The sequence below is a fragment of the Cytobacillus purgationiresistens genome (assembly GCF_030813235.1).
GTDB classification, from domain to species: domain Bacteria; phylum Bacillota; class Bacilli; order Bacillales; family Cytobacillaceae; genus Cytobacillus; species Cytobacillus purgationiresistens.
Map to the genome: position 1 here is coordinate 25,740 of NZ_JAUSUB010000015.1, position 18,747 is coordinate 44,486.

General features: G+C 39.0%; 17 protein-coding genes. 12 read left to right on the forward strand and 5 right to left on the reverse strand.

The genetic code is table 11. The annotated features are described in order from the left end of the window. Positions 1-2: 2 nt before the first annotated feature. Complete coding sequence (locus J2S17_RS16330; RefSeq protein ID WP_307476652.1) at positions 3-1,292, forward strand: MFS transporter; 1,290 nt, start codon at positions 3-5, stop codon at positions 1,290-1,292. A 236-nt stretch (positions 1,293-1,528) separates the two neighbouring features. On the opposite strand, the gene J2S17_RS16335 is transcribed toward J2S17_RS16330, so the two are convergent. Beyond that, positions 1,529-2,305 (reverse strand): DUF3784 domain-containing protein, encoded by a 777-nt coding sequence (locus tag J2S17_RS16335; protein ID WP_307476654.1) that lies wholly within the window; start codon positions 2,303-2,305, stop codon positions 1,529-1,531. A 41-nt stretch (positions 2,306-2,346) separates the two neighbouring features. On the opposite strand from J2S17_RS16335, the gene J2S17_RS16340 reads away from it, so the two are divergent. After that, entirely contained in the window at positions 2,347-2,955 is a 609-nt protein-coding gene (locus J2S17_RS16340; protein WP_307476656.1) for an exonuclease domain-containing protein, read from the forward strand. 20 nt (positions 2,956-2,975) lie between these two features. On the opposite strand, the gene J2S17_RS16345 is transcribed toward J2S17_RS16340, so the two are convergent. After that, positions 2,976-3,905 carry a ketopantoate reductase family protein gene (locus J2S17_RS16345; RefSeq protein ID WP_307476657.1) on the reverse strand — a complete coding sequence of 310 codons (930 nt, stop codon included), beginning with the start codon at positions 3,903-3,905 and terminating at the stop codon, positions 2,976-2,978. Positions 3,906-4,076: 171 nt separating this feature from the next. Here J2S17_RS16345 and J2S17_RS16350 point away from each other — a divergent pair, with 171 nt between their 5' ends. The 3 genes from J2S17_RS16350 to J2S17_RS16360 all read left to right on the forward strand — a co-directional run bounded on the left by J2S17_RS16350 (position 4,077) and on the right by J2S17_RS16360 (position 8,515). Further along, positions 4,077-5,861, forward strand: a complete 1,785-nt coding sequence (locus J2S17_RS16350) for a sensor histidine kinase (RefSeq protein WP_307476659.1) — start codon at positions 4,077-4,079, stop codon at positions 5,859-5,861. Further along, the gene (locus J2S17_RS16355; RefSeq protein ID WP_307476661.1) at positions 5,836-6,567 is read left to right on the forward strand and encodes a LytR/AlgR family response regulator transcription factor; all 732 of its coding nucleotides are present in this window, start codon (positions 5,836-5,838) and stop codon (positions 6,565-6,567) included. Before J2S17_RS16350 ends, J2S17_RS16355 begins: the two co-directional genes overlap by 26 nt. Before the next feature lie 133 nt (positions 6,568-6,700). Continuing rightward, positions 6,701-8,515, forward strand: coding sequence for a carbon starvation CstA family protein (locus J2S17_RS16360; protein WP_307476663.1), 1,815 nt, complete (start codon positions 6,701-6,703; stop codon positions 8,513-8,515). 35 nt (positions 8,516-8,550) lie between these two features. Here the strand turns inward: J2S17_RS16360 and J2S17_RS16365 are convergent, their stop codons facing one another. Next, positions 8,551-8,823 carry a CC/Se motif family (seleno)protein gene (locus tag J2S17_RS16365; RefSeq protein ID WP_307476665.1) on the reverse strand — a complete coding sequence of 91 codons (273 nt, stop codon included), beginning with the start codon at positions 8,821-8,823 and terminating at the stop codon, positions 8,551-8,553. A 254-nt stretch (positions 8,824-9,077) separates the two neighbouring features. On the opposite strand from J2S17_RS16365, the gene J2S17_RS16370 reads away from it, so the two are divergent. The 4 genes from J2S17_RS16370 (at position 9,078) to J2S17_RS16385 (ending at position 12,293) form a co-directional block, all read left to right on the forward strand. Continuing rightward, positions 9,078-9,278 (forward strand): cold-shock protein, encoded by a 201-nt coding sequence (locus J2S17_RS16370; protein ID WP_307476667.1) that lies wholly within the window; start codon positions 9,078-9,080, stop codon positions 9,276-9,278. A gap of 289 nt (positions 9,279-9,567) precedes the next feature. Continuing rightward, entirely contained in the window at positions 9,568-10,167 is a 600-nt protein-coding gene (locus J2S17_RS16375) for a nucleotidyltransferase family protein (RefSeq protein ID WP_307476669.1), read from the forward strand. A 158-nt stretch (positions 10,168-10,325) separates the two neighbouring features. Further along, positions 10,326-11,069, forward strand: coding sequence for a type I methionyl aminopeptidase (map, locus tag J2S17_RS16380; RefSeq protein WP_307476671.1), 744 nt, complete (start codon positions 10,326-10,328; stop codon positions 11,067-11,069). Positions 11,070-11,300: 231 nt separating this feature from the next. Next, positions 11,301-12,293, forward strand: a complete 993-nt coding sequence (locus J2S17_RS16385) for a zinc-binding dehydrogenase (protein WP_307476673.1) — start codon at positions 11,301-11,303, stop codon at positions 12,291-12,293. A 53-nt stretch (positions 12,294-12,346) separates the two neighbouring features. On the opposite strand, the gene J2S17_RS16390 is transcribed toward J2S17_RS16385, so the two are convergent. Further along, positions 12,347-12,883: a GNAT family N-acetyltransferase gene (locus tag J2S17_RS16390; protein ID WP_307476675.1), complete on the reverse strand. Its 537-nt coding sequence runs from the start codon at positions 12,881-12,883 to the stop codon at positions 12,347-12,349. Between the two features lie 310 nt (positions 12,884-13,193). Between J2S17_RS16390 and J2S17_RS16395 the strand changes: the two genes are divergently transcribed. Further along, positions 13,194-14,459, forward strand: a complete 1,266-nt coding sequence (locus J2S17_RS16395) for a S8 family peptidase (RefSeq protein ID WP_307476678.1) — start codon at positions 13,194-13,196, stop codon at positions 14,457-14,459. Between the two features lie 895 nt (positions 14,460-15,354). Next, positions 15,355-15,615: a YiaA/YiaB family inner membrane protein gene (locus J2S17_RS16400; protein ID WP_307476680.1), complete on the forward strand. Its 261-nt coding sequence runs from the start codon at positions 15,355-15,357 to the stop codon at positions 15,613-15,615. A gap of 70 nt (positions 15,616-15,685) precedes the next feature. Here the strand turns inward: J2S17_RS16400 and J2S17_RS16405 are convergent, their stop codons facing one another. After that, entirely contained in the window at positions 15,686-16,894 is a 1,209-nt protein-coding gene (locus J2S17_RS16405) for an MFS transporter (RefSeq protein ID WP_307476833.1), read from the reverse strand. Positions 16,895-17,156: 262 nt separating this feature from the next. On the opposite strand from J2S17_RS16405, the gene J2S17_RS16410 reads away from it, so the two are divergent. After that, a complete protein-coding gene (locus tag J2S17_RS16410; protein WP_307476682.1) occupies positions 17,157-18,620 on the forward strand; it encodes an alanine/glycine:cation symporter family protein in 1,464 nt (487 codons plus the stop codon). Positions 18,621-18,747: the final 127 nt, after the last annotated feature.

Below are 18,747 nucleotides of genomic sequence, written 5' to 3' on the forward strand. Positions count from 1 at the left end.
ACATGATAACAGCGGTCAGAAATAATTTAATATTGTTCATGATTGGAAAGTTTACAGCAGTATTAGGCTCTTCCGTTTTCGGCTTTGCAATAGGGTTATATATTCTCGCTGAAACAGGTTCCAGCCTAAGCTTCGCCATTACACTTGTCCTAAGCACGCTCCCGCGGATTCTTCTTTCACCATTAGCAGGGACACTCGCCGACAGAATGGATAGAAAAAAAATCATCATCACTACCGATTTTGCCTGTGCAATCTGGTTAGGTATCATATTTGTTCTATTCAACTTCGTTTACTCAGAAATATGGGTTTTATACTTGGCAGCAGCGGTACTAGGCATCCTCAACACATTCTACTCCTCAGCAGTCACATCTGCCATTCATAATATGGTCGGTGCCGACTATCTACAGAAAGCATTCTCCTTAAACCAAGCAGCTGTTTCCTTATCAACTATTTTGGGTCCAGTTCTAGGAGGAATTCTTTTTGCAATGGTTCCTATCGAGACATTCATGCTGATCAATACGATTACTTTTATTATTTCAGGAATTGCCAGTGTATTAATCAAATATAATCTTTTTGCTGAAGAAAAAGTGGCAGCAGCCCCTTCCAGCGTCCTTCAGGATATTAAATCAGGCTTTGTTTATGTAAAGAATCAACCATTTATTTTTAATTTAATTTTCATCTCAGTTTGGCTGAACTTCTGGTTTGCCATCTTCCCTGTGGCAATGCCTTATCTTGTATTGCAAATTAGAGGAATGCAGGCTTATCAGCTTGGCATCATTGAAGGAACATTCTCAGTAGGAATGCTGATTATGGCAGTAATATTATCTACCAGGGGAGAAATTAAAAGGAAGGATCGGGCAATCACCATAGGGCTAATCATCTTGCCAATCACATTAATATTAATGGGCATGCCTGACTTGCCAGCATTAATGGGCATATCCAATGCTTTTGTGTTTCCTTATCTCATGATATTGGTTTTCGTACTTTCAGCATTCATCATGCTCATCAATATGCCTGTAATGGTTCTATTGCAAAAAAGTACGCCAGATACTTATCGAGGTAGAGTCACGGCACTACTAGAAATGGGAGCAACAGCCATGACGCCGCTCGGATATATCCTATTTGGAGCGATATTAGATAAGTTTCCACTGTGGATAACAATGACTGTATGCGGACTTGGCATAATAGGGATGGTTGCCTACCACCTATGGAGAAAAACCTTCTTTGTACACATGAATGAACTTGAAAACAGAGAAGTAAAAATGGCTATTGCAGAGAAAGTTCAGGTTTAGAAGTTAATAAGGAAGACGAAAAGAACTGCACCCAAATGAGAGTGCAGTTCTTTTCGTGAAAAAGGCATAAATCCGGTTGAAAAGCGAATTCATGCTTTGCATGTTTCCGCTAATTTCTACATAGGGAGAGACAGTTCCATAGATTTTGTCAATGAGGAAAGCAATCGCGGTCCGATTTATTCAGAATAATAGACCGGACCCAGCTAGAATACACCCAAATAATATTGATGCAAATCCTATTCTGAACCCTTCTTTATTTTTTCCTCTATTTGAGAAAACCATTTCTTAGTCACCGTAGGATCTTTATCATTAATGAATATAGGCTTGTCACCGGCTTGTATATAAATGTATGGCGGAGAGTGATGCTGTATAAAGAGTAGTAAACTGCTACCGTACCCCTCAACCTTAAAATGCCCCTTCGATAATGTAGGCAGTCCAACGCCGTTTTCTTTCCATGTTGTTTCAGGCAGCTCCTCCAGTAGCTCTATTTCAGTTATGCTGTCATAATTCCACTCTTTACCGTACATTCCAGTGACTTCGAAGCTGTCGTCTTTAACGACCAAGCTATACCCTTGATAGCTAAAAAGGGTGATAGCAGCGATTCCGCCTACAATCACAAAAAATAATATCGAGCTAACAAGGTAGCTGCGCTTCCTTTTATGACTTACCTCAAATTTAGAAATATAAATCATCCCGCCTAGCAATAGTATAAGCATAAACCCAAACACCATTTCAGTTGCGTATGTAAACGAGGCAAGGTTTAAAGGCAGAAGGACGATCATGCCGATGCCGGTAATAAGAAGCAAGCTGCCCGTTTTTTGTGGATATCCATTTTCAATGAGCTGTTTTTGTTCTTCTTCCGGTCGATTATTAAAGCCAGAGATAAGTCCGTATACTTTTTTAAAACGGACTATCCAGCCCATTATGATGAATAATAAAGCAATAAATAATTCTATCACTATAATGGCTATCATGTGATGTCCATCCATCCTTTCTGCTGGAATTTCTCTCAATCCTATTATATGCTTTAAAAAATGGCAAGAGGAGGATCACATTGCAAAACAACGAAAAACTGGGTCTTGTTCTTGATGTAGAGACAACAGGGCTTGGACCAAATTCAGATGAAATGATTGAGTTGGCAGTTAAGTTATTTTCTTTTCATGAGGAAACAGGAGAGATCCTTGATATAAAGGACGAGGGTGCGTTTTTAAGGGAGCCTTTATCTGAAACAGCAAGAAGGAATTACAGCAGTGCTTTTAAGGTGCATGGCATCCCATATGAAGTGGTGGCAGGCAAAAGCTTTGATGATCGGTTGATCAAAAAATTCTTTTATCATTCAGATGCCATTTTTGCCCATAATGCATCTTTTGATCGTAGTTTCTTATATCGGATGTATCCGGAAGATATCAATGAATTGAACTGGTATTGCACAATGAGGGGCATTCCATGGAAAAAATATGGGTTTCAAAATAGTAAACTGCTCACGTTATTGCAATCGCATAAAATCACAAATTACCAGACTCATAGAGCGATGGATGATATTACATATTTAATGGAGCTAATGAAAAAAACAGGGCCAAACGGCGAGTTATATATGAAGGATGCACTTACAAAAGGACCAATGAGGAAATATCAGCCAGCTGCCCAAACAAGACTTGGGTAAAGCATTTACTCGCTGAATGATCAACGAGTAAATGTCTGTTTTGTGTTTTCAAATACTTTTAGATTTGCATATACAGATGAAAGGACTGGAGTATCCAGTTCTTTTTCTTTTGCCTTTTGCAGGAGATAGCCAAAGAAATGCTCAGCTTCCAGCGGCTGTCCCTTCTCCATATCGCGCTGCAGAGAAGATTTCATATTGGCATTAAGTGAATTGATTTTATTTAACTGGACATCAATGATTCGTGAATCAACAGGCATTCCAGCCGATGTCATTATTTCATATGCTTCAGCAAGCAAGCCTTTTATCGTTGCCATGCCGGTTGGCTGTTCTCTAATGGGCCCAATCGTTGAACGAAAGAGGGAGGTTACTCCGCTCATTGTTGCGATAAATAAATACTTTTGCCAAACATCAGTCATTATCTGATCGGATCGTCTAATATCTGCTACTGTGCCGGAGAAAACCTTTTCCAAGGCGAGGATGCGCTGTGTGCTTTCTCCAGATCGCTCACCAAAAACGAGCTCATGCATTGGACTTGTATGCACCACAGTTCCATCCTCTGCAAGGGTGGATTCAATAAAGCATAAACCGCCAATCACTCGTTCTTCCCCAAAGACAGATGTTAAATCATCAATATGGGAAACCCCGTTAAGCAACGGAAGAATCATCGTTTCCTCATTAATGAATGGCTGAATATCGTTCATTGCATCTGCCAGGTGATAGGCTTTTGTCGATATCATAACCACATCAAATGGTTCGCTTTTTTCATAGCTAGTAATTGTTGTGGCAGGCAAACAGATATCACCGTAACTGCTTTTAACGATGAGACCTTCCTTATCCAGTTTTTTTTGCTTTTTCTCCCTTACAAGAAAAGTCACATCCTTCCCCTTTTCTAAAAGTCTTCCGCCAAAATAACCGCCAATGGCACCTGCGCCGACAACTAGTATTCTCAAATGAAACGCCTCCCAGTATACTAATAGATATATTATAAATTAATTAGTCGGAAAATAGAAAATATATTGAAAAGAGATTGTGTTTACCAGTCTATCTTTATATGGAATTTTTCTTATAATTAGTTAAGCTAGTTTTTTAAATTTAATGATAACAAAAAAGGAATGGTAAATATGCTCAGTCTAGCTCCGATCATGATTGAAAAAGTTGGCATTATCGTTATTGTGGCATTTTTGCTATCGCAGATAAAATCATTCCGGCAGATTATTGAAAAAGAGCATAGTCTCAATGAAAAGCTTCTGCTTATCCTGCTGTTCGGTACATTTGGAGTGATTAGCAACTATACAGGAATTGAGATTTATCAAAGCACAGTCAGTAAAGCAGAATGGCTGAAGGAATTGAATCCAGAAAGCGCCTTGGCCAATACGAGGGTCATGGGTGTGGTCATCGGCGGATTATTAGGCGGCCCGACTGTGGGGCTGGGTGCAGGCTTGATGGCGGGAATTCACCGGTATTCGCTCGGTGGATTTACAGATTTATCATGCTCGCTTTCAACAATAATTGCTGGAGTGGCTGCAGGTTATTTTGGCATGAAACGAAAGCAAAAGGGAAAGAACATTTCTACCGGGTTTGCTGTAGGAATTGGCATGAGCTTAGAAGCTCTGCAGATGATTCTTATTCTAGTTTTTGCTAAACCATTCGAGCAAGCTTTGAATCTTGTGCAAATCATCGGGGTTCCGATGATATTAATCAATGGATTTGGCACTTTATTATTTATGTTTATCATCCAGTCCACCCTGCGTGATCAGGTTCGTGCAAGAGCAAACCAAACCAATATGGTCTTTCAAATTGCCGATCGAACTCTGCCGTTTTTCCGCCAAGGATTAAATGTTCATTCATGTAAGGAAATCTCGCAAATCATGCTGGAATTAACTGAAGCAGATGGAGTGGCAATTACCAATGATACCGATGTGCTTGCCCATGTAGGAGCAGGCTCTGACCACCACATTTCAGATCGAAGAATCGGTACGAATCTGACTAGAAAAGTATTGGAAGAAGGAAACATCGCCGTAGCCAAAACGAAAAAAGATATTTATTGCTTTCATGAAAATTGTCCATTAGAAGCAGCTGTGGTCCTGCCTTTAAAGGTAAAGCAAAAAATCGTCGGCACATTAAAAATGTATTATACTTACCCGGAAAAATTGGATAAAGTGCAGGAGCAATTGGCAGCGGGTTTAGCAAATCTTTTCTCAACCCAGCTCGAGCTTGCAGAAGCAGAGAGGCAGACGAAGCTTTTGAAGGATGCAGAAATTAAGGCTTTGCAAGCTCAGATTCATCCGCATTTTTTATTTAATAGTATTAATACCATTTCAGTTCTTTGCCGAACAGATGCGAATAAAGCTAGACAGTTGCTATTGCAGCTCAGCTCATTTTTTAGAGGAAATCTTCAAGGCGCCAGGCAGTTATTGATCCCTTTAGAAAAGGAAATAGAAAATGTGAATGCCTATACTTCTTTGGAACAAACGCGTTTTCCTGATAAGTTTAAGATTAATTTTGAAATGCAACAAGGTTTAGAGAAGGTGCTGATTCCACCATTTATTTTACAACCCTTAGTTGAGAATGCGATTAATTATGGATTTCCAAAAAACAATCGAATAGGTGAAATCGAAATTCGTATATTCTCTGAGAGTAAATATTTTCATATTGTAGTGTCTGATAATGGAAAAGGCATTGAGAAGGATAGGATGGAATGGCTAGGGAAGAAAGTCGTACCTTCACAAAAAGGAAATGGTACAGCACTTTTTAATATATGTGAAAGGCTGAAAGGGATCTATAGCGAGTATGCTCATTTAACAATAGAAAGTAAAAACGAGGGTGGAACAGAAATAAGTATTACTATTCCTCTCAATAGTAAAGGGGTTTTAGATCAAGATGTTAAAAGCGTATATAGTGGATGACGAACCTTTAGCAAGAGACGAAATCAAATATCTGCTGCAAAGAAGTAAACAGGTGGAGGTACTTGGAGAGAGTGATTGCATAGATGATGCAATCATAGAAATCCCGCGGCTAAAGCCTGATATCGTGTTTCTTGATATTGAATTAACAGAGGGAAATGGATTGAATTTAGCGAAATGGTTAGAATCAGTTGAACCGCAGCCTGCAATTGTCTTTGCTACAGCCTACGACGAGTATGCGCTTCAGGCATTCGATCTCAATGCAGCAGATTATCTATTGAAGCCCATTAATGAAGCGCGGCTGCATAAAACCCTGGAGAAATTAAAGCAAGTAAAAGAGATTAATAGCGAGAAACCGATTCAAACACATCCAGAAATGAATAGAAACGGCAAGCTGGCAGTGATGGCAGATGAGAGAATCGTGTTAATCACTTTAACCGATATTCACTTAGAGACGTTTGAAGGCAAGTGTATGATTCATACTTTGAAGCATAAATATATTGTGAGTGACGCATTAATTGTATTGGAGAAAAAATTAAATCCATGTCAATTCCTCCGTGTTCATCGCAGTTATATCGTGAACCTTGATCACGTTCAGGAAATTGAGCCATGGGTCAATTCAACTTTCAATTTAATAATGAAAGGGGAAATGAAAGTTCCAGTGAGCAGGACATATGTTAAAGAATTGAAAAAACATATAGGTTTCTGAAAATTTGTATTTCGTCATTTCATTTATGCAACTCAGCCAATCATTCATGTCTTTTAACTTGAAAACAAAATGAAAGCGTTTCTTTTTTGTAAAATTAGGTTTGTAGACAAGAAGGATGGGGGGAGAAATAAGGATGAATGCGATTACAATAGTAATTGGTTCTATATGTATTCTATTAATTGCTTACCGTTTATACGGTACATTCATTGCTTCAAAAGTACTAAAGCTGGATCAACTTGATGATAAACCGACACCAGCTCATAAATTAGAAGATGGTAAAGACTATGTGCCCACGAACAAATGGGTCACGTTTGGTCACCATTTTGCGGCGATTGCTGCAGCGGGACCGCTAGTTGGCCCAATTTTAGCAGCTCAGTTTGGTTACTTGCCAGGACTGTTATGGCTTCTCATCGGGGCAGTAATCGGAGGGGCAGTACATGATTTGGTTGTTCTTTTTGCTTCCATGCGCAGAGATGGTAAATCCTTATCTGAAGTAGCAAAAGAAGAGCTTGGACCTGTTGCAGGATTTTGTGCGGGTATCGCGATGCTGTTCATCATTACGATTACCATGGCAGGTTTATCTCTAGTTGTCTTAAGTGCATTGGAACATAACCCATGGGGTACTTTTACAGTTGGTATTACGATTCCAATCGCAATGGCAGTAGGTCTTTATCATAAGAAGACTGGAAATTTAAAATTAGCAACAATTGTAGGTTTTGGACTTATTTTATTAGCAATTATTTTTGGCCCGAATATTCAAGGAACCTGGTTAGGTGATGTATTAACATTAGAGAAGAGCACACTTGCACTTGCACTTCCTATTTATGCTTTCTTTGCAGCGGCGCTTCCTGTATGGTTATTGCTTGCACCGCGTGATTACTTAAGTACATTCATGAAAATCGGTGTTTTTGTTGCGTTAATTCTAGGAGTATTCTATGTTAATCCAGCAGTTCAATTCCCGGCTTTTACTGAATTTATTAATGGCGGTGGTCCAGTTATTGCCGGTCCGGTATGGCCGTTTGTATCCATTACTATTGCCTGTGGTGCAATATCAGGCTTCCATGCGTTCGTGGGATCAGGCACAACTCCAAAAATGATTAATCGCTGGAGAGATGCTAAAGGTGTTGCCTTCGGATCCATGCTTGTAGAGTGTTTAGTAGCAATCATGGCATTAATCGCTGCTGTATCTTTAATGCCTGGCGATTATTTCGCAATTAATTCAACTCCAGAAAAGTTTGAAACTTTAGGAATGGAAACGGTTCATTTAGCTACATTAAGTGAAGAAATAGGAATGGACTTAGAAGGACGAACAGGTGGAGCAGTTACGTTAGCTGTAGGGATGACATATATTTTCACAGAGATTCCTTTATTTGAGAAAATGGCTGCTTATTTCTATCAATTTGTTATATTATTCGAAGCTGTATTCATATTAACCGCTATCGACAGTGGAACACGTGTAGCGCGGTACTTAATTCAGGATTTCTTTGGCAACTTTATCAAGCCATTGAAGAAGACAGATTCAGTGCCAGCTAATATTATAGCGAGTGCGATTGCATGTTTCTTCTGGGGGTATCTATTATATTCAGGGGACATCAGCTCTGTATGGGCACTGTTTGGCGTATCCAATCAGCTCATGGCTTCAATTGGTCTGATTGTTGGTGCAACGGTTGTCTTGAAGATAGCTGATAAACGTTGGTATATGCTGACATGCTTAGTACCGCTTGCTTACTTGTATGTAACAGTAAACGTAGCTGGGTACTGGATGGTTAAAAATGTTTATTTAAACCCAGATAATCCGGGCTTTAATGTTTTAAATGGTGTCCTTTCGATCATCATGTTGACACTTGGCGTAATCATTATCATCAGTTCCATTAAAAGATGGATTGAGCTTTGGAAAATTCCGCAAGCAGAACTTGTTAAACAAACTTCAAAAGAGATACCGATGTAATAAAAAGCACTCGTTCAAATTTGAACGGGTGCTTTTTATATTGTTACAGATAAAGACTTTAAAAGCCCGAAACCAGAAAGCTTGATGGAAACACTTCCCTGGATTTTAATATTTTTTTCAAGATAAATCTCAATATCTTCAACGACCATTTTTTTAAATCGATTTAAATCCTTGGGTGTTCCTGGAACAGCAATAGTATCCTGAATGCCAGGAGAGCAGCAGCTGTTAACTATAAGATTTTTAATTGTTAAATGGCTTCCTTTTGCATGTATCCACTTCTTTGCAGCAGAATCAATTAGAATTTCCATACTTGCCTCACCTCTTATTTACTATAAAGAATAGCATAGTTTTTTTGTAGTAGGGACTAGGTATATTCTATCTTTTTAAAGAAGTTTTAATAAATATTCATAGTTTATTTGCTAAGTTTTCCACTATCTGTTATTATAAAAGAGATTATTTTTGTTCGGAGTGTAAGGAAAGATTAGTTTTGAAACTATCGCCCTGAATATGTTGGACAAGAATAGTAATACATTGTGTAAGGATACACGAGGAGGCTATTAATATGGCGCAAGGAAAAGTTAAATGGTTTAATGCAGAAAAAGGATTCGGATTCATCGAAACATCAGAAGGACAAGATGTATTCGTTCATTTCTCAGCTATTCAAAGCGAAGGATTCAAAACTCTTGACGAAGGTCAAGAAGTATCATTTGATGTTGAAGAAGGCCAACGCGGACCTCAAGCATCTAACGTTACAAAAATCTAATTTGTAATGACGGACAGGCCCTTTTAAGGGCCTGTTTTTTTTCTCTATCACAGTCTTGCGGCTGTGGTATTTTTAATTTATATAGGAAGATCGTCCACTAAATTATATATCGTATTTTTGGAAGAAACAAAAAAGAATGACAGGTCAGATTTATTCACCCTCTTTCAATTCATCGCTTTATTTATCATTAGACTGCTAACAATTCTTTATCAAAAAAATTTGTTATCTCAATGTTTAGCAATTATCAGTATCATATTTTTTTATAGAAGTTCGAAAGGAGATTCAATTAATGGACTTAAGAACTGAAAAAGATATCAAACACATGATCCTAGAAGATAAATGGATGATGGAGGTCTTGCAAACGGCTCAGACCTTGAAATTGTCAGATTGGTGGGTGTGTGCAGGATTTGTTCGTTCAAAGATTTGGGATCATCTGCATGGATTTAAGCAAAGAACAGATTTAGCGGATATTGACGTGGTTTATTATAATAAAGACGAAATAAGTGTGGCAGTTGAAAAGAATCATGAAGCAGCATTACTGAAAATCTCACCGCAATTGCCCTGGTCAGTTAAAAATCAAGCAAGAATGCATGAGCTCAACAGCTCACCTCCCTACCTATCATCATTCGATGCAATCGCACATTTTCCAGAAACAGCAACAGCATTGGCAGTGAAAATAGATATGAATGGCGAACTTATTTTGGCATCACCATGGGGAATTCAGGATGTTATCGATATGGAAGTAAAGCCTACGCCGTTTATTATCGAAAATAATGATAAAAAAGGGATTTATCAGCAAAGAATTGAAAAAAAGAAATGGCAAGAAACCTGGCCGAAGCTGATAGTTTTTGGCTTAGACCAGAATGTGATTTTTAATGGAAATAAGTGAAGAATGCACGGAATTAAGTAGTAACAATTAATGATCTATTCATGCTCTATCCTAATGTAATAAATTTTAAAATTGGGAACTATGAGCGCGCCCTTACTAACTTAAGGTAAAATAGATTATAATAGAAGGATACACTTAAAAAAAAGGCAGGAATTATTATGATTGTAAAAACAGATGAAGAATTAGTCGGATTAAAAGAAATCGGAAAAATTGTCGCATTGATTCGTGATGAAATGATTGCGTTTACGAAATCAGGTGTAACAACAAAGGAATTAGACGAGCTGGCAGGAGAGCTATTTGAAAAAAACGGTGCATTATCAGGGCCAAAGGGAGAATATGACTTCCCTGGTTACACATGTATTAGCGTGAATGAGGAAGTGGCTCACGGGATCCCAGGCAGCCGAGTGATCCAAGAAGGAGACCTTGTGAACATTGATGTGTCAGGTTCTAAGAATGGCTTTTTTGCTGACACTGGCTTATCGTTTGTTGTTGGCGGTGCAAATGAAAAACTAAATGATTTATGTGAGACGGCAAAAAAAGCATTTGCTGAGGGTTTAAAGAAAATTAAGCCAGGTGCTAAATTAAGTATGATTGGTAAAACAGTGCACAAAACAGCACGTCAAAATGGCTATACAGTCATTATGAACTTGACTGGTCATGGAATCGGTCAGTCACTGCATGAAAAGCCAGATCATATCTTGAATTACTTTGATTCATGGGATAACCAGCTTTTAAGAGAAGGCATGGTCATTGCATTTGAACCATTTATTTCAACAGGTGATGAAGAAGTGGAGGAGCAGGGGGATGGCTGGACATATATCACCCCAAATAAAAGCTTTGTTGCACAATGTGAACATACAATCATTGTTTCAAAAGAAGGCCCGATTATTATTACGGAATAACGTTTAAGAGCAGGGGAAACCTTGCTCTTTTTATTATGCGTATCAAATTAAAAAATGTTCGAGGACATAAGGAAGAAACAGCCTGCCAATTAATAAGGCGCTTCATTTGATAAGAGAACCACCAGAACGCAATAACTATTCGGAATTAATACTTTTTAGTTAACTTAGCTTCCATTTAGAAGTATCATAGAAGAAAGCATGAAGATCAATATTTACAAAGGGAGTGGGAAGATGAAAGCAATCATACATAAAGGTGAAGCGGGAATGTCAGGTGTATCATATGGAGAAATTACGGCAAAAGAACTTGGAAGCGGTGAAGTGAGAATAACGTTAAAAAGTGCAGGCTTGAACCATAGAGACTTGTTCGTGCTACATCGGCATAAGTCAACTGAACCTGCCCTTATTATTGGTTCTGACGGAGCAGGAATCGTGGCGGAAATAGGGGAAGGGGTTTCAGGGCTGCAAGTTGGGGATGAAGTCATAATCAACCCAGGACTTGGCTGGAAGGATAATAGCGATGCACCTCCAAACGGTTTTGAGATTGTTGGCTTCCCTTATAATGGAACCTTCTCTGAATCGATTGTCATTCCCGCTGAAAATGCCGCTGCAAAGCCTTCATTCTTATCATGGGAAGAAGCCGGTGTCCTTTCTTTAGCTGGGTTGACTGCTTATCGGGCATTATTCACAAGAGGTAAAGTACAGTCTGGTATGAAGGTATTCATTCCTGGTATTGGGGGAGGTGTTGCGACTTTCCTTCTGCAATTTGCTTTAGCTGCAGGGGCAGAGGTTTACGTTAGCTCTCGATCTGTAGAGAAAAATGCAAAAGCAATGGAACTTGGTGCAACCGGGGCTTTTGACAGTAATGAAGATTGGAAGGAAGCACTTGGCGACACGAAGATGGATTTGGTTATTGAATCAGTTGGAGCAGCAACATTTAACCAATCGATGGAGGTTTTGCGTCCAGGTGGAACACTCGTTATTTTTGGGTCATCTACTGGGGATGAAGTGAAATTTAACTTGCGCAACTTCTTCTATGGGCAACATAACCTCCTCGGTTCTACAATGGGCAGTGCGGAGGAATATAAGGAAATGCTCTCGCTAGTCGAAAAGCATCAAATCAAGCCAGTAATGGATCAAACCTATGCTTTAGAACAATATGAGGAAGCATTTGCAAGACTGGAGAAGGCGGAGCAGGTTGGGAAAATCGCCTTCCGCATCAGCTAAGTAAAAGAACCAAGACATGATTCATGTCTTGGTTCTTTTTAGTAGGAATGCCCTCAATAATATTCCATTACCCAGCAGTCCCGATACTCACCTTCGTGCAGTTCATGCTTCTCCAGTAACTTTACTTTCTTAAATCCGCATTTTTCATAGCAGGCAAGTGCGCGTACATTCGATGCTTGTGGGTCCATTACGATGAAATCGGCCTGTCTTTCTTGTTTTAAGTAATGAACCATTGCTGTGACGAGCAATGTCCCAATACCCTTATTCCAATAGGCTGGCTCGCCAATGAATTGATCGATTCCATATATAATATCCTTATTTTCTCCATACCCGTATAGCATTCTTTCTTCATCTTCCAGCTGATAAAATTGAATATAGCCAATCTCGTTGTTCTCGTATTCTATTATGCAACGATTTACCCCATTCTCTCGGTTGTAAAATGTAGCATTCACCCGGTCGATATCGAATGGCTGATCTCGTCCATCATAGTATTGTAAAACAGCAGGGTTAGATAACCATTTAGCAAGCAGATGATTATCGCCAGGCTTCAATTCTCGCACGACTAAAAGGTTATTTTGGAATAACTGCATCCATCGAACTCCTTTCATAAAAAAACAGATGTAATATTACACTTTAACCTATTCTGTATACCTATTTTCTCGGGTAATTCCGAGTTATTTTATAGGTAATTAGCAATTTAATTGATTAATTACCAAATAAAGGATGGTTTTATTATAACAAAAATGTCTATGGACCTGATACTTTTTTTAATTCGTGCTTTTTTTACCAATTTTTACAAAATTAAAATAAAGAAATTCACACATTGTTTATTACCGAATTTTTAAAATATACTGATTAAGTAAGGGAGCGCTTTAAAATATTTTTGAGAGGAGAAATGGAATGAAAAAAAGAAAAGCGATTGCCGCAACACTATTAAGTATCACTATGGGGCTATCCGTATTTTCAGCAGGTGCATTTGCAAAAGAGGCTGATGTTAAGGAAAAAGACTCTTATCGCGTATTAATTCAAGCACCGTCGACTTCAAAGGCTAGTATCCAATCACAATATAATGTACGCTGGGATTTTGGTAAGGAGGGCTTTACAGCAAATGTCGATGTAAAGCAGCTTCAGTCACTTCAAAGCAATAAAGATATTAAAATTGAACAAGTAAATGAAATAAAGCTTGAATCTTCAACAACAGATGCCGCAACTGCTAAAGCAGAAATCTCTGCCGTACCTAGCACACCGACACCATGGGGAATAAAGTCAATTTATAATGATAATACGGTGACGAAAACTACTGGGGGCAGCGGAATCAAAGTTGCCGTTCTTGATACGGGCGTTTACACTGGCCACCTTGATTTAGCAGGAGCATCTGAGCAATGTAAGGACTTCACACAGTCTAATCCGCTGGTGAATGGTTCTTGTACTGATCGCCAGGGACATGGTACACATGTGGCTGGAACGGTTTTGGCTAATGGAGGAAGCAACGGGCAAGGAGTCTATGGAGTTGCGCCACAAGCAAAGCTTTGGGCATATAAAGTGTTAGGAGATAACGGCAGTGGCTATTCTGATGATATTGCAGCAGCAATCAGACATGTTGCGGATGAAGCATCTCGTACAGGATCTAAAGTGGTTATCAATATGTCTCTCGGTTCATCAGTGAAAGATTCATTAATCGCAAGTGCGGTTGATTATGCATATGGAAAAGGGGTCTTAATTGTTGCGGCAGCTGGGAATAGCGGATACGGCAGCAATACGATTGGTTACCCTGGAGCGTTAATTAATGCAGTAGCGGTTGCTGCACTGGAAAATGTTCAAGAAAATGGTACTTATCGCGTAGCGAACTATTCATCTAGAGGAAATCCTTCTACAGCAGGGGATTACTTAATTCAAGAACGTGATATTGAGGTATCTGCACCAGGATCTAATGTTGAATCAACTTGGTATAATGGAGGATACAATACGATTAGCGGTACATCAATGGCTACTCCGCATGTTGCTGGCTTAGCAGCGAAACTTTGGGCATCAAATTCATCTTTGACGAATAGGAGCCTTCGCACAGAGTTGCAAAACCGAGCAAAAACTTATGATATTAAAGGCGGGTATGGAGCAGGAACAGGTGATGATTACGCATCTGGATTTGGTTACCCAAGAGTAAAATAAATGAAGGAGAATAAGCTGCATCCACTAGGATGTGGCTTATTCTTTTTTGAAAGGCTGTTTTCGTATGGAATAAACTTGACTCCTTCTTCTTTTTTGGAATAGATGGTTAAGGGCACGGCACGAAGGCAAAAATATCGACTGTGGTTAGCACTCTGATATTCGTGGGTTCTCACATTTTATCTTTCTGTATAAAGGAATTATCCACTAACTCGTGACGTGCGTTAATCTGAATAGATATAGCACAGAGGAGGCAGGTGGGTTTTCCTTTCCGGTTTTTCTCTTTGCCTTCGAGCCCTATTCTCACTCATCTGTTTTTTAATGTACTGTTTGCCGAGTGAAACGTACATCTTTAAGCTTTTGGTACTACTTCGTCTAATTCTTGCGTGATTGCCCAAATAAAACCTGCTAGCTCTCCTGCTACTGCCGTTATGACTTTACCACTTTCTTTCCCTCTTGATATTAATCGAAACTAACTCGTCCGCTTCACTCCTGCGGGGTCTCACCTGTCCCGCTGCTCCCGCATGAGTCTCGCACATCCGCTCGAATCACCTTTGTTATCATTGGTTTGTCTTATCGGAAACCTATGAAAAAACAACAATCTTTTAGAAAAGAGCCTTTTGAAAAGATAAGAAGTATAAAATTTTCAATTAGTAAATGTCTAGCGCGAGCGACCTTTCACCACTCCACGCAAACTTCAGGTCTGCTCCCTGCGATAAGTCAACATCGGTTCGCTCACTCTCACAGTGTTTCCTTTATCGAAAGAACAAGCCCTTCTGTGTTTGTACGGCGATGAGCAAGGCGCCCAATGCTTTTCTTAATAAAAAAGAAGAATATTACATTTTTGAAGAAATACATTTTAAGAGAAAGGATATTTTAGTATTTATAGGAGGTAAAAATGCAAAGACATAGGAGAAGAAACACACCTGCCTTCACAGTACTGGCATATTTCACCCTTTTTGCCGGCGTATCCTTGTTTTGTATCGGTCTATACAATGCGGACGCTCTGCAATTAAATGAAAATGGATATTATATAGCAGTCATGATTTTAGTGGCAGTTGGAGCGATATTAACACAAAAAGTAACGAGAGATAATGCGGAGGACGATGAATTAATTGCTGAGCAAGAAAGAAGACAAAATTTAAACAAGGCAGAATAATGTTGTAAATTCATTCAAGTATTAAAAGGAGAGAATGCAATCGACTCATGGCATTCTCTCCTTTTGACTATCAATAAGATTCTTTAGCATAATGAGCTTTTTTTGTCATGGCCACCAATAAGATTACACCGCTTAAAATAAGGATAGCGCTCGTAAGCACAAATACGGCTGTAAATCCGAAATAGCCGGCAATTAATCCGCCCATAACGGGTCCTATTACATTTCCGAGGAAGCGAAGACTTGTGTTGTAGCCAAGCACTTCTCCTTGCATCGCAAAAGGTGCCTCTTGACGAATATAAGCAATTCGAACAGGTATGATTCCGCCGATGGTTATGCCAAGGGCAAAGCGCACGAGGACAAGCTGCCACATCTCCGTTACAAATCCACCGGGTAAATACACAATTCCTGCAAGAAATAGAAGAATGATTAATATTTTCACATGGCCATATTGGTCTCCAAGTTTTCCCCAATTTCGCGACATCATTAGGTTCCCGACACCTGCAGCTGAAAAGGCGATTCCTGCAAAGAAGGCAAGGTTTTCAGGACCGTGTATTTCACTGACATACAAGGATAAAATCGGTTGAATGCTAAAGTGGGCAATTTGTATAAGTGTAGAGATTAACAAGATCGTTAGTAATACAGGATTTCTAAAAATATGCTGAATGACCTCTTTACTGGAATATTTCGTTTTCCCGGATGTTGTTGACTCAATTTTGTACTCTGTAGTGAAAAATACAAGAAAGGCTGAGATGAAAATAGCAATGGAGGTCCAGTTGAACGTCGCCGCAAACCCTATCATATCGGCTAAGACACCGCCAATTAACGGACCCATTAATGACCCTGTGATGCTTCCTGTCTGCAAGGTTCCAAGTACCCGGCCAGCAATATGTTTAGGGGTTTGAGTAGCTATAAATGCTTGAGATAGGGGGATAAAGCCTGTGAATACACCCATTAGTAATCTGAGCAAAAATAATTGCCAAACGGTGGTTGCAAATCCCATTAGGAAAATACAAATTCCCATCCCAAATGCTGAGATGATGAGGACTTTCTTTCTTCCATATAAATCACCGATTCTGCCCCATATCGGTGCAACAAGAAAGGCTGATACGAAAGTAATTGCAAATATCCATCCTGACCATTTTTGTACATAAGCAGTTGAAAAATTACCTAAAGTATCGATATATAAGGAAATAAAGGGAAGCACCATTGTCATGCTTGCTGAGATGAAAAAATTGGCAAACCACATAACCCTTATGTTTCTCGTTGCTTGAAGATCCATTTTATAAACACTTCTTTCCGGCAATATATTTCGTTTACCTAAATATATAATAACCGAACTTTCTAAAAATAAAAAGGGATATGACATAATAAGGATTTTAGGCTTGTTTGATATAAAAGCATAAAAAACAAGTTCGTAATGAAAGTTTTTAAACTGCGCTCTTGTATAACAGGATTTAAAAAAAAGAATTGTCTTATATCAAAATATATTTTATAATTCTGAATATATAGAAAAAAACGAGGAAATTTTGGAGGGGATAGTTTTGGAGTCTTTTATAGAATGGCTTAATGAAAATGTGCTATGGAGTAACCCGGTCATTTATATCATTTTAGCAATTGGTCTTTTCTTTTCTATTATTACTAGGTTTTTACAAGTTAGGCATGTTAAAGATATGTGGACACTAATGTTTAACGGGAAAAAATCCGAAGCAGGTGTTTCATCCTTTCAAGCTTTATCTATTGCCTTATCAGGCCGTATTGGTACAGGTAATATCGCGGGTGTAGCAACGGCGATTGCAATGGGGGGCCCTGGTGCAGTCTTTTGGATGTGGTTCATGGCTTTTCTTGGCGCGGGAACAGCCTTCATTGAATCAACTTTGGCTCAAATTTATAAGGTGAAAAAAGACGGCGTGTACCGTGGGGGACCAGCATTCTATATTGAAAAAGGATTAGGAATTAAATGGTTTGCTGTCTTATTTGCATTGGCGGCCATTCTTGCATTAGCCATTTTAATGCCAGGAATACAATCTAACTCCATTTCTGTCAGTGTGGAAAATGCATTCGGAGTATCTCCAACAATCACTGGACTTATCGTTATTGCATTACTGGCTCTAATTATTTTCGGCGGAGTTAAAAGGATTGCATTAGTTGCTCAATATGTGGTTCCATTTATGGCCATTGGATATATATTGGTTTCTCTTATCATTATTGCGATGAATTTCACGGAAATTCCAGCAGTGATCTCACTCATTTTCAAAAGTGCATTTGCTATTGATTCAGTATTTGGCGGATTAGTTGGTAGCGCAATAGCTTGGGGCGTTAAACGAGGAGTTTACTCTAATGAAGCAGGACAAGGAACAGGGGCGCATGCCGCAGCTGCTGCAGAGGTATCACATCCAGTTAAGCAAGGACTCGTTCAATCATTCTCCATTTATATTGATACGTTGTTTGTATGTACTGCTACAGCGTTTATGATTCTTTTTACAGGGGCATTTAATACGTATGATGCTGACAAAAACCCGGTAGTAGAGAATATTCCAGGAATAGAAGCAGGAGCAGGCTATACACAGTCAGCTGTAGAATCAGTATTGCCTGGATTTGGAGCAGGCTTTGTTGCAGTATCCCTATTCTTCTTCTGTTTTACAACGATTATGGCTTATTATTATATGTCTGAAACGAATGTGGCTTATTTAATAGGCGAAAGAGTGCGAAAACCAGCGATGTTCCTATTGAAAATTGTTCTTCTGGCCTCAACCTTCTTTGGCGCCATAAGAACAGCCGATCTTGCTTGGGCATTCGGAGATGTAGGGTTGGGCATTATGGTGTGGCTCAACTTGATAGCCATACTCTTGCTCAGCAAAACGGCTATTAAAGCATTGAGGGATTACGAAGCGCAAAAGAAACAAGGCCTCGATCCAGTATTTAATTCAACTAAGCTAGGAATCAAAAATGCAGAATACTGGGAAAATGGCTATAAGGAAGAAACCGAAAAAGAGAAAGTATCATAATGATAAGGGTGTCGGGCTCATTTAGTCTGACACTTTTTTTCATTATAAAAAGGAATGATGGTAGACTAGTACATTTACATACAGGTTTTAGGTATAATATACGTTATACGTTATAGATGAAATATTA